Source organism: Micromonospora sp. SCSIO 07396 (assembly GCF_053667945.1).
Genome location: NZ_CM132210.1, coordinates 5,546,228 through 5,559,666 on the forward strand (window position 1 = coordinate 5,546,228; position 13,439 = coordinate 5,559,666).

Genomic DNA, 13,439 nt, shown 5'->3' on the forward strand with positions numbered 1-13,439 from the left:
AGCGCGGGTCGTCCGACACCGACGGATCAGGAGAAGAGCATGCCCTTCATCACCGTGGGTACGGAGAACTCCGCCCCCATCGACCTGTACTACGAGGATCACGGGCAGGGTCAGCCGATCGTGCTGATCCACGGCTTCCCGTTCAACGGGGCGACCTGGGAGAAGATGTCGGGTCCGCTGCTCGCGGCCGGGTACCGGGTGATCACCTACGACCGGCGGGGCTTCGGCAGTTCGGCCCAGCCGGCCATGGGTTACGACTACGACACCTTCGCCGCCGACCTCGACGTGCTGATGACCGAGTTGGACCTGCGCAACACGATCCTGGTGGGCCATTCGATGGGTACCGGTGAGGTGACCCGCTACCTCGGCACGTACGGGTCGAGCCGGGTGGACCGGGCGGTGCTGATGGCCCCGCTGGCGCCGTACCTGTTGCAGACGCAGGACAACCCGGAGGGCGTCGAGAAGAGCCTCTTCGAGGGGTTCCAGCAGGCGATCCTGGCGGACCGGTTCGCCTACCTGACCCAGTTCTGCGACGCGTTCTTCAACTACAGCGAGAACAAGGGCAAGTGGGTCAGCGAGGAGGCGTACCGGGCGCACTGGCAGATCGGCGCGCAGGCGTCGGCGAAGGGCACCCACGACTCGGTGGACGCCTGGCAGACCGACTTCCGGGGCGACGTGCCGAACATGGACGTCCCGGTGCTGATCATCCAGGGCGACAAGGACAACGTGCTGCCGTTCCCGAAGACGGGTCAGCGGTTGGCGTCGATGCTGCCCAACGGGACGCTGGTCACCCTGAAGGGGGCGCCGCACGGTATCCCGTGGACGCACCCGACCGAGGTGAACCGGGCGCTGATGGAGTTCATCGGCGCACCGGCGATGGCCCGCGCCTGACGTCGTGCCGCGCCGGCCCCGGGGGTTGCCCCGGGGCCGGCGCCCGGCCGGTCAGCTCTCCAGCCGGGCGAGTTCCTCGTCGACGATCGACGGGTCGAGCTTGCGGAAGACCGGTTTCGGCGCGGCGAGCGGCCGGCCGGCCGGCAGCGGTACGGACTCCCAGCGCGCGCCGACGGTGTAATCGCCGGTCAGCACCGGGTAGCCCGGCCCGCCGTCGAGGTCGTCGACCTCTTCGAGCACCGGCATCGGGGCGTGCACGCCGGTGCCGCCGAGCAGCTCGTGGATCTGCTGCGCGGAGTGCGGCAGGAACGGGGTGAGCAGGGTGTTGGCGTCGCTGACCACCTGGAGGGCGACGTGCAGGATGGTGCCCATCCGGGGCTTGTCGGCCTCGGCCTTGAGCTTCCACGGGGCCTGCTCGGACAGGTATTTGTTGGCCTCGGCGACGACCTTCATCGCCTCGCCGATGGCCTGCTTCTGCCGGTGCCGGGCGATCAGGTCGCCGACCGTGGCGAAGCCGGCGCGGGCCACCGCGAGCAGCGCCTCGTCGGCCTCGGTGAGCCCGGCCGGGTCGACCGGGGGGATCGCGCCGAAGTTCTTCGCCGCCATGGAGACCGACCGGTTGACCAGGTTGCCCCAGCCGGCGACGAGTTCGTCGTTGTTGCGGCGGAGGAACTCGGCCCAGGTGAAGTCGGTGTCGTTGCTCTCCGGGCCGGCGACGGCGATGAAGTAGCGCAGCGCGTCGGCGTCGTAGCGCTCCAGGAAGTCCCGGACGTAGATGACCACCTTGCGGGAGGAGGAGAACTTGCGTCCCTCCATGGTCAGGTACTCGCTGGAGACGACCTCGGTGGGCAGGTTGAGCCGGCCGAGGTCGCCGGGCTGGCCGTCGCGGCTGCCCGCCCCGGAGTAGCCGCCGAGCAGGGCCGGCCAGATCACCGAGTGGAAGACGATGTTGTCCTTGCCCATGAAGTAGTAGCCCGGGGAGTCCTTGCCCTCCCCGTCGGCCGACCACCACTTCCGCCACGCGTCCGGGTCGCCGGTGCGCCGGGCCCACTCGATGGACGCGGAGAGGTAGCCGATCACCGCGTCGAACCAGACGTAGATCCGCTTGTCGCCGCGGTCCTGCCAGCCCTCCAGCGGGATCGGCACGCCCCATTCGAGGTCCCGGGTGATCGCCCGGGGCTGGAGGTCGTCGAGCAGGTTGCGGGAGAAGCGCAGCACGTTGGGCCGCCAGCCCTCGCGGGTGTCCAGCCACTGGCGCAGCGCGTCGGCGAGGGCGGGCAGGTCGAGGAAGAAGTGCTCGGTCTCCACGAACTCGGGCGTCTCGCCGTTGATCTTGGACTTGGGGTTGATCAGGTCGATCGGGTCGAGCTGGTTGCCGCAGTTGTCGCACTGGTCGCCGCGGGCGCTGTCGTAGCCGCAGATCGGGCAGGTGCCCTCGATGTAGCGGTCGGGCAGGGTCCGCCCGGTGGACGGGGAGATCGCCCCGGTGGTGACCCTGGGGACGATGTAGCCGTTGCGGTGCAGCCCGGTGAACAGCTCCTGCACCACCGCGTAGTGGTTGCGGGTGGTGGTGCGGGTGAACAGGTCGTACGACAGCCCCAGCGCCAGCAGGTCCTCGGCGATCACCCGGTTGTACCGGTCGGCCAGCTCGCGGGGGGTGACCCCCTCGGCGTCGGCCTGCACCTGGATCGGGGTGCCGTGCTCGTCGGTGCCGGAGACCATGAGCACGTCGTGACCGGCCATCCGCATGTACCGGGCGAAGACGTCGGAGGGTACGCCGAAGCCGGACACGTGGCCGATGTGGCGCGGACCGTTGGCGTAGGGCCAGGCGACCGCGGCGAGAACGTGACTCATGACCAGCAAGCCTAGTGACCCGGGTCGGCGGCCGGCGAACCAATAGGGGCACCGCGCCACGCTGGCGTCGAATCGCCGTCCGCGGGAATTGCCCAACGACACGCGGAGTCAGCTGACGGACACCGACCGCAACCCGGTGTCCAATGGCTGACGTGACGGGTAGACGATCGGGGCACGACGAGTCGACGGCGGGCACCCGGCGGCCACCGCGTCCCGGTCCCGGGGACGGCCCGGTGGCGCGCGGTTCGGCCGTCGCGCCGCAGCCCCGACCCGGCCCCGGCCCGGACGACACGACCGTGGAGGTCGAGCCGACCACCGGCGCGCCGGTCGACGCGCTGCCCCGGCGGGTGCCGGTCCGCCAGCCGCGGGCCCACCGGCGGGACGGGGAGAAACCGGACGACGACGGGTTCTTCTGGGCGCCCATCGAACAGGTGCACTGGGACGGCACCCCGCTGCGCAAGGAGCCGAAGCAGCGGCTGCGGACCCCCCGCCGACGTCGCCCGACCCGTGCCCCGACCGCCCCGGACCCGATCCGGGGACTCGCCGTGCTGCTGGCGTTGAGCCTGGTCGCGGCGTTCTTCGCCTGGGTGAGCGCGGGGCCGCTCTGGTTGGCCGTCGGGCACTCCACGGCGGGCACGGTGGTGGTCACCGACTGCTCGGGCGGCGGGTTGACCCAGCGCTGCCGGGGCATCTTCACCGCCGCCGACGAGCGGTTCCGCACCCACGGGGTACGGGTCAGCGGGGTCCCGGCCGAGCGCACCGCCGCCGGCTCGACCCTGCCGGCGCGGGTGACCGGGCCGGACGCGGATACCGCGTACGCCGACACCGGGGTGGGCCGACACCTGCGCTGGCTGCTCGGCCTGCTGGCGGTGGCCGGCTGCACGGCCGGGATCGTCAGGTGGACCGGGGCGACCCGGCTGGCCGACCCCCGGCAGCGCCGCTGGGCCACCGGCGGCGGCTACGCCGGGCCGGTGCTGATCACCCTGGGCTTCCTGGTCGCCGCCTGGTGAGCGCCGACGCCGCTCAGCGGTGCACGACGGCGTAGACGTCCCGGCGGCGCAACCCGTACCCGGTGGCGACGTCGCTGATCGCGTCCCGGCGGGACATGCCGGCGGCCTCCCGGTCGGCCACCTGGGCCCGCAGGGTGTCGTCGTCGGGGCGTTCGGCGGGGGTCTGCGGCGCTCCCGCGACGACGAGGGTGATCTCGCCGCGCGGTTCCTCCCGGGCGGCCCACTCGGCCAGTTCGCCGAGCGGCCGGCGGACGACCTCCTCGTAGGTCTTGGTCAGCTCCCGGCACAGCGCGGCCGGCCGGTCGGCGTCGAACGCGGCGGCCAGGTCGGCCAACGCGGCGGCGATCCGGTGCGGGGCCTCGAAGAAGACGAGGGTGCGGGGTTCGGTGGCCAGGGCCCGCAGCCGGGCCCGCCGGCCGCCGGGTGAGCGGGGCAGGAAGCCCTCGAAGCAGAACCGGTCGCAGGGCAGCCCGGACAGGGCCAGGGCGGTGGTGACGGCGCTCGGGCCGGGCGCGGCGGTGACCGGCACCCCGGCGTCGAGAGCGGCGGTGACCAGCCGGTACCCGGGGTCGGAGACGCTGGGCATGCCCCCGTCGGTGACCAGCGCGACCAGGTGTCCCTCCCGGAGCACGTCGACCAGTTCGGGGGTGCGCCGTTCCTCGTTGCCCTCGAAGTAGGAGACGATCCGCCCCGCCACGGTGACGTCGAGGTCGCGGGCGAGCCGGGCGAGCCGGCGGGTGTCCTCGGCGGCGACCACGTCGGCGGTGGTGAGGACGTCGCGCAGCCGGGGGGACGCGTCGGCGGGGTTGCCCAGCGGCGCGCCGAGCAGAATCAGGCGCCCGATCTCGGACATTTCACCCACGTGACGCGCTCCTTCATCGATACTCGTACCAATCTCGGGGACGACGGGCGCCACCGGGCACCTTCGCAGCCTACGATCGCCGGGTGACGAGTGCGTCGACAGCACAGAGTGCGAGCGCGGACCGGACCGACCCGGAGGCACCCCCTCCCGAGGCCGGAGGGGGCGGCGTGCCGGCGATCGTCAGGCGACGACTCGCCACCGTCGAGTCCCGGCTCGACGTGAACTCGTGGATCGCCACCGCCGTCGTGGTGACGATCGCCGCCGTCCTGCGGCTGCTCGGGCTGAGCAGCCCCAAGGGCAAGATCTTCGACGAGATCTACTACGCCCGCGACGGCTACGGCCTGATCGACAAGGGCGTCGAGTGGAACTACAAGGACAACGGCCCGTCGTACGTGGTCCACCCGCCGCTGGGCAAGTGGCTGATCGGGCTCGGCGAGTGGGCCTTCGGCTACCAGGACGCGGAGACCAACATCTCCGTGCCGGGCCACCTGATGACCACCGCCCCGGAGTTCGGCTGGCGGATCGGCTCGGCGATCGCCGGCATCCTCACGGTGCTGATGATCACCCGGATCGCCCGCCGGCTGTTCCGCTCCACCACGCTCGGCTGCGCCGCCGGCCTGCTGCTCGCCCTGGACGGCTTCCACCTGGTGCTCTCCCGCACCGCGCTGCTCGACATCTTCCTTCCGCTGTTCATCCTGGCCGCCTTCGGCGCGCTGGTGCTCGACCGGGACGCCCGCCGACGGCGCTGGGCCCGCGCGTTGGACGCCGGCCTCGACCCGACCGCACCCGGCCGGGCCGGTCGCCCCGCCGGTGGCTGGCGGAACTGGCCCTGGTGGCGGTTGCTCGCCGGGGTGCTGCTCGGCTGCGCGTGCGCGGTGAAGTGGAGCGCGATCTGGTTCGTACCGGCCTTCGGGCTGCTGGTCCTGCTCTGGGAGGTCGGTCTGCGCCGGTCGGTCGGGGTCCGCCGGCCGTGGCGCGACGCGCTCCTGGACGAGCTGCCCTGGCTGGTGCTCGCCGGGCTGCTGGTGGTCGGCACCTACCTGGCCACCTGGTCGGGGTGGCTGCTCTCCGACCAGGGCTACTACCGGCTCGCGTCCAGGTACCCGAACGTGCCAGGGCTCAGCGACACCCCGGTCATCGGCGCGCTGACCAACCTGTTCCAGTACCACAAGGCGGCGTTCGAGTTCCATACCGGCCTGGAGACCGCGCACAAGTACCAGTCCTGGCCGTGGCAGTGGTTGCTGCTCGGCCGGCCGGTGGCGTTCCACTGGTCCGGCGACGGCGCGTGCGGCGCACCCACCTGCGCGTCGGAGATCCTGCTGCTGGGCACGCCGCTGCTCTGGTGGTCGTTCCTGCCGGCCCTGGCCGCCACACTCTGGCTCGGCATCGCGCGCCGCGACTGGCGGGCCGGGGCGTTCCTGGTGGCCGTGGCCGCCGGCCTGCTGCCCTGGTTCTGGTACGCCCTCGACGGCCGGACGATGTTCTCCTTCTACGCCGCCCCGGCGCTGCCGTTCCTGGTGCTGTGCGTGGTGTACGTGCTCGGCGCGATCGCCACCCCCACCGTGCCCGAGCGTGCCGCCCCGGCCGGCCGGACCGGCACCGCACCGGACGGCACGGCGCGCGACGGCACCACACCCGACACCGGCGAGCCGGCCGAGCCGAAGGCCGTCGTGGTCGTCGCGGAGGCTGACGCGGCGGCGGAGCAACTGGCCGACCGGCGACTGGTCGGCGGGGTCATCGTCGGCGCGTACGTGCTGCTGGTGGCGCTCTGTTTCGCCTACTTCTACCCGATCTTCGTGGGCAACATCCTGCCGTATGACGACTGGTCCGCCCGGATGTGGCTGGACGGCCGCTGGATCTGACCGGCCCGCATCCGCTTCCCGCCCCACCGTCCCTGCCGCCCGGGTCCCGAGCCCGGCCGGCAGGAGCCGGTGGGGCGGATTTCTTGTGGGGCACCCACCCGCACCCACCTCCGCCGTCCGTCGCGGCTCCCCAGTGGACGTGACGCGGGTTGCGGGCACGACACGGCGCGGGCGCGGGAGCGACGCCGGCGGGATTCGCCCGTGCCGCGCCGCCGGGGCACAGGCCCGACCGGGGGCGGTGGGGACCGACGACGCCGGGAGGTGTCCCATGAGTGTGCCGGAACAAAAGGACGCGCCCCGATCGCCTGCCACGGGGGAAGCGGGCGATTGGGGCGCGCAAGGAGAGCTTAACCACGTTGTGCCACCGGCACAACGGGTCGACTTGGGTCAGATTTCCGACCGATGCGTCGCGTGGCAAATGGTTTACATCTAGCATCTAACGGACGGTCATCGAGCCGGGCCCGAGCGACCACCCGCGCTCCCGCCGCCCCACCGGCCCCACCTGTCGTGGAATCCCGTCGTCGAGACTCGCGCCGTGCCGCGCACCCCGATGAATCTCCACTGTGGATCTCACTACACTTCGCCCGGTGATCAACACGAGACGACGATCAACGGCCGTCCTGATCGGAGTGTTGGCGGCGACCACGCTGACCGGCCCCGCACCCGCCCGCGCCGAAGGCGAGGAGCCCACCGAGCCGCCCAAGGTCGAGCTGGTGCTCGACGTGAGCGGTTCGATGCGGGCCAACGACATCGACGGACGCAGCCGGATCTCGGTCGCCCAGCAGGCGTTCAACGAGGTGGTCGACGCGCTGCCCGAGGAGACCCAGCTCGGCATCCGGGTGCTCGGCGCGACCTACCGGGGCGAGGACAAGAAACAGGGCTGCCTGGACACCCAGCAGATCGTGCCGGTCGGGCCGGTGGACCGGACGGCGGCCAAGGCGGCCGTGGCCACGCTGCGCCCGACCGGCTTCACCCCGGTCGGGCTGGCCCTGCGGTCCGCCGCCCGGGACCTCGGCACCGGCACGACCGCCCGCCGGATCGTGCTGATCACCGACGGCGAGGACACCTGTGCCCCACCCGACCCGTGCGAGGTGGCCCGGGAACTGGCCGCGCAGGGCACCAAACTGGTGGTCGACACGCTCGGCCTGGCCCCGGACGCCAAGGTCCGCAAGCAACTGCTCTGCATCGCCACCGCCACCGGCGGCACCTACACGGCGGCACAGAGCGCCGACGAGCTGACCGGCCGGATCAAGCAGCTCGTCGAACGGGCGAAGGACACCTACACCGCCGCCCCCACCGTCGTCACCGGCCGGGGCGCGTGCCCGGACGCGCCGCTGCTCGCCCCCGGCGTCTACGCCGACCGGGAGGCGTTCTCCGAGCACCGGTGGTACCGGGTGCCGGTCCGGCCGGGCCAGGAGTTGCGGGCCTCGGTCAGCGTGGCGCTGGACCGCCCGGTGAACCCCGACCACGCGGTGCTGCTGCGGGCCACCGCCACCGACGGGCGGGAACTGGTCCGGGGCGTCGACGCCGGCAGCGGCCGTACCGACGTGGTGTCGGCGGGGCTGCGCTGGTCGCCGACGGAGGACGACGGGGCCTCGCCGAGCCCGTCGGCCACCGACGCGCCGGTGCCGGCCACCACGGTCTGCCTGGTGGTCAGCAACGCCTTCGCGCCGCGTCCGGGAACCCGGGCCGAACCCGGCATGCCGGTCGAGCTGACCATCGACGTGGTCGCCTCGTCACCCGCACCGGCCGCGCCGGACCTGGGGCGCGGCTGGGTGCTGCTGCTCCTGCTCACCCTGGCCGGCCTGGTCACCGGCCTGGTCGTCGGACTGCTCACCCGCTGGTGGGTGGCGACGTGGAGGACGAACTGATGCGTACCCCGATCATCCGGGGCGGTGCGGCGCTGGCCGCCGCCGGCCTGACCCTGCTCGCCGCCCCGGCCACGGCCGCGCCCACCCCCTCCCCCGGGGCCACCCCGGTCACCCGGGCCGGGACGTCGTTCCTGACCGCCACCGGCATCACCGCCGGCCAACCGGTCCGGGTCGACGCCTCCACAGGTGACTTCCTGTACTGGTCGTTCCCCGCCTCGGCCGGGCAACGGCACGAGATCACCGCGACGGTGTCGCTGCCCAAGGCCCGCACCGGCGCGTCCACCTGGACGGTCGAGGTGTTCGACGGGCTGCGCCGCCGGCAGGCGTGCACGGCCGGGGCGCAGACCCCGACGGTGGCGGCCTCGGCGGGCAGCGTGGCGCTGGGCTGCACGCTGCGGCAGGTGCGCTCCTGGGCGGAGCCCTGGTCGGCCGACCCGCTGCCCGGCACCTACTACGTCCGGCTGTCGGTGACCGACCTGCCCGAACCCGACCTGGGCCAGCCGGTCGACGTGGAACTGATGCTCTCGGCAGCGGGCGAGGGCTCCCGCGACGACGGTGAGCTGAAGGCGCCGCTGGTGCCGAACACCAGGGCCGGCGCGGTGCTGACCGGCGACCCGGCGGCGGCCCCCGCCGAGGCCGACGACGACTGGTTCGACGGCGACTGGCTGCCCGCGCTCGGCTCACGCTGGGCGTGGAGCACCGTCGGTGGCGCACTCGCCGCCGTCGCCGGGGTGGTCGGTTTCGCGCTGACCCGCCGGCCCCGCCGCCCCTGACCCACCCGGTGCCCGGTCCCCTCGGCGTGGCCACCGCCGCGCCGGACGGCACCGGGCCGCCGAGGGGCCCTGCGGTGTCGCCCGCTTGCGGTACGTTCACCAGCCATGGCCGTTGCGCGCGCCGGGCGGACCGGGCGTGGTCGTACCGGAAAGGGGTGGGTTGATGCGTGACCTGCTGCCGGCGGCCGTCTCGGTGGCGGTCGCCGGGACCGCCGACTGGGTCGGTGAGCTGCTCCCGGAGGAACGGGCCGGGCTGGGCGAGCGGGCGGTGGAGCGCCGACGGCGGGACTTCACCGCCGGTCGGGTCTGCGCCCGGCGGGCGATGACCGCCCTCGGCCTGCCGGCCACACCGGTCCCCGCCGCACCGAACCGGGCACCGGTCTGGCCGGACGGGCTGGTCGGCACCATCACGCACACCCGGGACTACTGCGCCGCCGCCGTCGCCCGCCGCGCCGACCTGCGCGCGGTCGGCATGGACGCCGAACGGCAACGCGACCTCAACCCGGGGGTACGCCGGATGATCCTGCACCCCGAGGAGGAGGACCGGCTGGCCCGGCTCCCCGGCGGGGTGAACTGGCCGATCGTGGTGTTCAGCGCCAAGGAGACCGTCTACAAGGTCTGGCATCCGGTGGTGGGCTCCTGGTTGGACTTCCTGGACGCCAGCGTCGACCTGGACCCGGACGCAGGGGTGTTCACCGCCCGGATCGACCCGGCCCGGGTCTCGGCGGCCACCGTGGCGGACCCGCCCACCGTGGTCACCGGCCGGTTCGCGGTCGAGGACGACCTGGTCCGCACCGCAGCCGTGCTGCACCTGCCCTGACCGTTGCCGCCGCCCAGCTTCCCCGAGTGCCGACCGTCGAACGAGGAGTACGGTGAACCAGCCCCAGCCCCCCTACGGGCCGCAGGACCCGCACCAGCAGCCCCCCGGGCAGTACTACCCGGTCGACCCGACCGCCCCACCGCCCCCGGTCCCCGAGCCGCCCTACTCCGACCCGTACGCCCCGCCGTCGCCGTACGCGCCGCCGCCGGTGTCGGGGGCACCGCAGCCGTCGTACGAGCCCGGGGGCACCCCGCCGGTCTCCGGGGCCGGCTATCCGCCGGTGTCGGGCGCGGGCTACCCACCGGTGTCCGGTGGGGGCTATCCGCCGCCGCCCGGTGGCGGGTACCCACCGCCCGCCGGGGGTTATCCGCCGCCGCCCGGCGGGGGCTATCCGCCGCCCGGTGGGGGCTATCCGCCGCCGCCCGGCGGGCCCGGCTACCCGCTGGGTCCGGCGAAGCCGGCCGGTTCGTCGAACAAGAACGTCTGGATCGTCGTCGGCCTCGTGGTCGCCCTGGTGGTGCTGCTCTGCTGCGGCGGCATCATCGCCCTGGCGGTCGCCGGCGGCGACAAGGCCGACGAGGCGGCCGGGGAGTTCGATCCCTCGCCGCCCACCCCCGGCGTCACGGCGGCACCGGGGCTGCCCGGTGACCCGCCGTCGGCGGCGCCGTCGTCCACCGACGAGTCGTTCAACCTCAAGGCCGGGCAGACGCTGGTGATCAGCGACAACGACGGCACCATCGAGATCACCGTCCGGAGCTTCAGCACCTCGACCAAGGGCTGCCGCTCGTACGCGCCGCCGCCGAACAAGGGCTTCTACCTGATCGCCGACGTCACCGCCACGGTGACCAAGGGCACCTCGTCGATCAACCCGTTCTACTTCCAGTGGGTGGCCGACGACGGGACCACGGTGAACGGCCTGGCCGGCGCGTTCTCCGGCTGCGGTGGGGACCTGCTCGACTCGGGTAGCGGCATCCCGGCCGGCAGCAAGCGTTCCGGCTCGGTGGTGTTCGACGTGGCCGACAAGAACGGCGTGGTCGAGTACCAGCACAAGTTCAAGGCGGCCGGCTCCTGGAAGCCCTGATCGCCGATCCGCCGACGGGCCGGTCCCCCCACCGGGGGCCGGCCCGTTCGCGTCGCGGGGTCGGGATCGCTGCCGTGCCTTGAATCGGATCCGGCACCGGCGGATGCTTGACGCATCGACCATCAGCGATCGATTTGGAGGTGGGGGATGCGTCGTCTCTCGCTCGTCGCCCTGGCCCTGACCGTCACCCTGTTGCCGGCGACCCCGGCCGCCGCGCACCCCGACGTCGACCGGCCCGCCGCCACCCGGGCGGACCTCGGCGGCCCGACCGCCGCGGCGGAGCTGGCACAGGTACGGACGGTCGGCACCGCCTGGGGTCCGGACCCGACGACCGGACGGCCGACGCTCACCGTCGACGACACCGTCACACCGGAGCAGCTACGCGTGCTGCGCGACCTCACCGCGCGGGTCGACGCCGACCTACGCCGCGAACCCGGCCGGCTGCGCATCCTCATCGCCGGTGGGCAGAGCATCTACGGTGGCGGCGCCCGGTGCTCACTCGGCGCGAACGTGCACAGCGGCAGCACCTGGTACTTCCTCACCGCCGGCCACTGCACCGCCGCCGCGACCACCTGGTACGCCGACAGCGGTCAGACGGCCGTACTGGGCACCCGTACCGGCAGCAGCTTCCCGGTCAACGACTACGGCCTGGTCCGCTACACCGGCAGGGTCAGCCACCCGAGTGCCGTCTACACCTACCCCGGCCTGCTCACCGTCAACGCCGTCGGCACCGCGTACGTCGGGCAGGCGGTGTGCCGCAGCGGGTCCACCACCGGCGTACGGTGCGGCACCGTGACCGCCCTCAACCAGACGGTCAACTACGCCGAGGGCAGCGTCACCGGGCTGATCCGCACCAACATCTGCGCCGAACCGGGCGACAGCGGCGGCCCGCTCTACGTCGCCGCGACCGGGGTGATCATCGGCATCCTCTCCGGTGGCAGCGGCAACTGCACCAGCGGTGGCAGCACCTACTACCAGCCGGTCGCCGAGATCCTCGCCGCCTACGGCGTCACCCTCCCCTGAGCGACCCCAAGAAATGATCCAGGGCGGGTCTCCCGCCCGGGAGACCCGCCCTGGATCATGAACTTCCTGGTGGAGCTGAGGGGATTCGAACCCCTGACCCCCTCGATGCGAACGAGGTGCGCTACCGGACTGCGCCACAGCCCCTCCGCCGGTGGACCGGCTTCGGTCCCACCCGGCTTTCACCGGGCGGGCCGGCGCCAAGACTAACAGCCCACCCGCCCGCCGGGCGAATCACCCCTCCCGCCCGGCGGGCCCGAGGTGCCACCCGCGCCCGTGCGCCCAGCTAGCGGCATCCGACCGCCCGGACACCGCCGTTCCGGCCACGGGAGTCGATCATCGGGACACCCCGACGGGCGGACCGATCACCCGGACACCCGCCCGGGCGGGCCGATCACCGGGACGGTCAGCCCGGAGGCGAGGTCAGCGGGAATCCCGGCCGGACTGGTAGGGGCGGCCGCGCAGGCCGCCGGAGCGGCGGTAGGACACCGAGCCGCCCCCGCTGGCCGCCGCCGGCAGGTCGGTCGGCCGGTCCAGGCCCATCGCGGTACGGCGTACCGCCTCGCGTTGCGCGGCCAGGCGGCGCTGCGCCTCCCGTCGGGCCGCCGCCCGACGGGCCTGTTCCCGGCGTACCTCGGCCTGCCGGGCGGCCAGCCAGGCGGCCTCCCGGGCGCGCAGCCGCCGCCGACGCCGCTCGGCCAGCGCCCGCCGCCGCAGGTGTACGACGTACACTGCGAGCAGGCCGGCGGTGACCGAGAAGCTGATCCAGAAACCGGGGCTGACCACGATCACGCCCACCAGCTCGACGAAGTTGAGCAGTAGCAGCGCGGCGAGCACCCGACGCCGCCGGTAGACGGCCGGGGTGTGGTGCCGGGGCGGGCGGCGGCGGGCCTGCCGGGGGGCGGGCGGCACGGCCCACAGCCGGCCGGAACGGCGAGCGGTAGCCGGCTGGGCGACACCACGGGCGGTGGCCGACGGCGCAGCCCGGCGGCCGGGGGCCGGGGGCGCGGAGACCGGGACCGCCAGACTTCCGGTGGCGGCGTCCTCGGCCAGGGTGACCACGAGCGCCCGGGGCTGGTTGACCGGCCGCCTCCCGGGGACAGTACGACGTCGCCGACGGCGCTGGAGCACCCGCGCCGTCGACTGCGCCCGCTCCGCCACCAGCCGCTCGGTGGCGTCGTACCGACGGACCAGGGCCGGCGCGAGGGCGAGCAGACCGGCGGCGGCGAGGACGGCGAGGAGCACCGAGGTCGGCACCCTCACCCCTCCCGTCACCGAATTCGGGGCACCCGCCGGTCGACAGCAGGATCTTCCCCGAAATCTCGCCCTGGGCGCAGATCCTGCAGCCGAGCAGCGCTTGCCACAGCTTGCAGTTACTTGAGGTTACGGGCCACC

11 protein-coding genes and 1 tRNA gene are annotated in these 13,439 nt (G+C 73.6%); 8 read left to right on the forward strand and 4 right to left on the reverse strand.

Annotated elements, in window-relative coordinates:
- Positions 1 to 39: 39 nt before the first annotated feature.
- Positions 40 to 891 (forward strand): alpha/beta fold hydrolase, encoded by an 852-nt coding sequence (locus tag ACWCHM_RS23925; protein ID WP_204961936.1) that lies wholly within the window; start codon positions 40 to 42, stop codon positions 889 to 891.
- 51 nt (positions 892 to 942) lie between these two features.
- On the opposite strand, the gene metG is transcribed toward ACWCHM_RS23925, so the two are convergent.
- Positions 943 to 2,745: a methionine--tRNA ligase gene (metG, locus tag ACWCHM_RS23930; protein WP_454219905.1), complete on the reverse strand. Its 1,803-nt coding sequence runs from the start codon at positions 2,743 to 2,745 to the stop codon at positions 943 to 945.
- A gap of 143 nt (positions 2,746 to 2,888) precedes the next feature.
- Between metG and ACWCHM_RS23935 the strand changes: the two genes are divergently transcribed.
- On the forward strand, positions 2,889 to 3,755 hold the full coding sequence (locus ACWCHM_RS23935; RefSeq protein ID WP_454219907.1) for a hypothetical protein: 867 nt from the start codon (positions 2,889 to 2,891) through the stop codon (positions 3,753 to 3,755).
- 13 nt (positions 3,756 to 3,768) lie between these two features.
- Here ACWCHM_RS23935 and rsmI read toward each other — a convergent pair whose 3' ends face one another.
- Positions 3,769 to 4,608, reverse strand: a complete 840-nt coding sequence (gene rsmI, locus ACWCHM_RS23940; RefSeq protein WP_239486459.1) for a 16S rRNA (cytidine(1402)-2'-O)-methyltransferase — start codon at positions 4,606 to 4,608, stop codon at positions 3,769 to 3,771.
- A gap of 92 nt (positions 4,609 to 4,700) precedes the next feature.
- Here rsmI and ACWCHM_RS23945 point away from each other — a divergent pair, with 92 nt between their 5' ends.
- The 6 genes from ACWCHM_RS23945 (at position 4,701) to ACWCHM_RS23970 (ending at position 12,047) form a co-directional block, all read left to right on the forward strand.
- Complete coding sequence (locus ACWCHM_RS23945) at positions 4,701 to 6,479, forward strand: dolichyl-phosphate-mannose--protein mannosyltransferase (RefSeq protein ID WP_454219909.1); 1,779 nt, start codon at positions 4,701 to 4,703, stop codon at positions 6,477 to 6,479.
- A 587-nt stretch (positions 6,480 to 7,066) separates the two neighbouring features.
- The gene (locus tag ACWCHM_RS23950; RefSeq protein ID WP_454219911.1) at positions 7,067 to 8,350 is read left to right on the forward strand and encodes a VWA domain-containing protein; all 1,284 of its coding nucleotides are present in this window, start codon (positions 7,067 to 7,069) and stop codon (positions 8,348 to 8,350) included.
- Complete coding sequence (locus ACWCHM_RS23955) at positions 8,350 to 9,123, forward strand: peptidase (RefSeq protein WP_454223171.1); 774 nt, start codon at positions 8,350 to 8,352, stop codon at positions 9,121 to 9,123. Before ACWCHM_RS23950 ends, ACWCHM_RS23955 begins: the two co-directional genes overlap by 1 nt.
- Positions 9,124 to 9,286: 163 nt before the next feature.
- Positions 9,287 to 9,943 carry a 4'-phosphopantetheinyl transferase family protein gene (locus tag ACWCHM_RS23960; protein ID WP_204961931.1) on the forward strand — a complete coding sequence of 219 codons (657 nt, stop codon included), beginning with the start codon at positions 9,287 to 9,289 and terminating at the stop codon, positions 9,941 to 9,943.
- A gap of 52 nt (positions 9,944 to 9,995) precedes the next feature.
- Positions 9,996 to 11,024, forward strand: coding sequence for a hypothetical protein (locus tag ACWCHM_RS23965; RefSeq protein ID WP_454219913.1), 1,029 nt, complete (start codon positions 9,996 to 9,998; stop codon positions 11,022 to 11,024).
- Between the two features lie 147 nt (positions 11,025 to 11,171).
- On the forward strand, positions 11,172 to 12,047 hold the full coding sequence (locus ACWCHM_RS23970; protein ID WP_454219915.1) for a S1 family peptidase: 876 nt from the start codon (positions 11,172 to 11,174) through the stop codon (positions 12,045 to 12,047).
- Positions 12,048 to 12,114: 67 nt separating this feature from the next.
- Here ACWCHM_RS23970 and ACWCHM_RS23975 read toward each other — a convergent pair.
- Positions 12,115 to 12,191: transfer RNA gene (locus ACWCHM_RS23975), tRNA-Ala, on the reverse strand.
- 276 nt (positions 12,192 to 12,467) lie between these two features.
- Complete coding sequence (sepX, locus tag ACWCHM_RS23980; protein WP_454219917.1) at positions 12,468 to 13,307, reverse strand: divisome protein SepX/GlpR; 840 nt, start codon at positions 13,305 to 13,307, stop codon at positions 12,468 to 12,470.
- Positions 13,308 to 13,439: the final 132 nt, after the last annotated feature.

Excerpts from the sequence above, each read along its gene's own strand:
- ACWCHM_RS23925 (WP_204961936.1), top strand. The coding sequence starts at position 40 with ATGCCCTTCATCACCGTGGGTACGGAGAACTCCGCCCCCATCGACCTG.
- metG (WP_454219905.1), bottom strand. The coding sequence starts at position 2,745 with ATGAGTCACGTTCTCGCCGCGGTCGCCTGGCCCTACGCCAACGGTCCG.
- ACWCHM_RS23935 (WP_454219907.1), top strand. The coding sequence starts at position 2,889 with ATGGCTGACGTGACGGGTAGACGATCGGGGCACGACGAGTCGACGGCG.
- rsmI (WP_239486459.1), bottom strand. The coding sequence starts at position 4,608 with ATGTCCGAGATCGGGCGCCTGATTCTGCTCGGCGCGCCGCTGGGCAAC.
- ACWCHM_RS23955 (WP_454223171.1), top strand. The coding sequence starts at position 8,350 with ATGCGTACCCCGATCATCCGGGGCGGTGCGGCGCTGGCCGCCGCCGGC.
- ACWCHM_RS23960 (WP_204961931.1), top strand. The coding sequence starts at position 9,287 with ATGCGTGACCTGCTGCCGGCGGCCGTCTCGGTGGCGGTCGCCGGGACC.
- ACWCHM_RS23970 (WP_454219915.1), top strand. The coding sequence starts at position 11,172 with ATGCGTCGTCTCTCGCTCGTCGCCCTGGCCCTGACCGTCACCCTGTTG.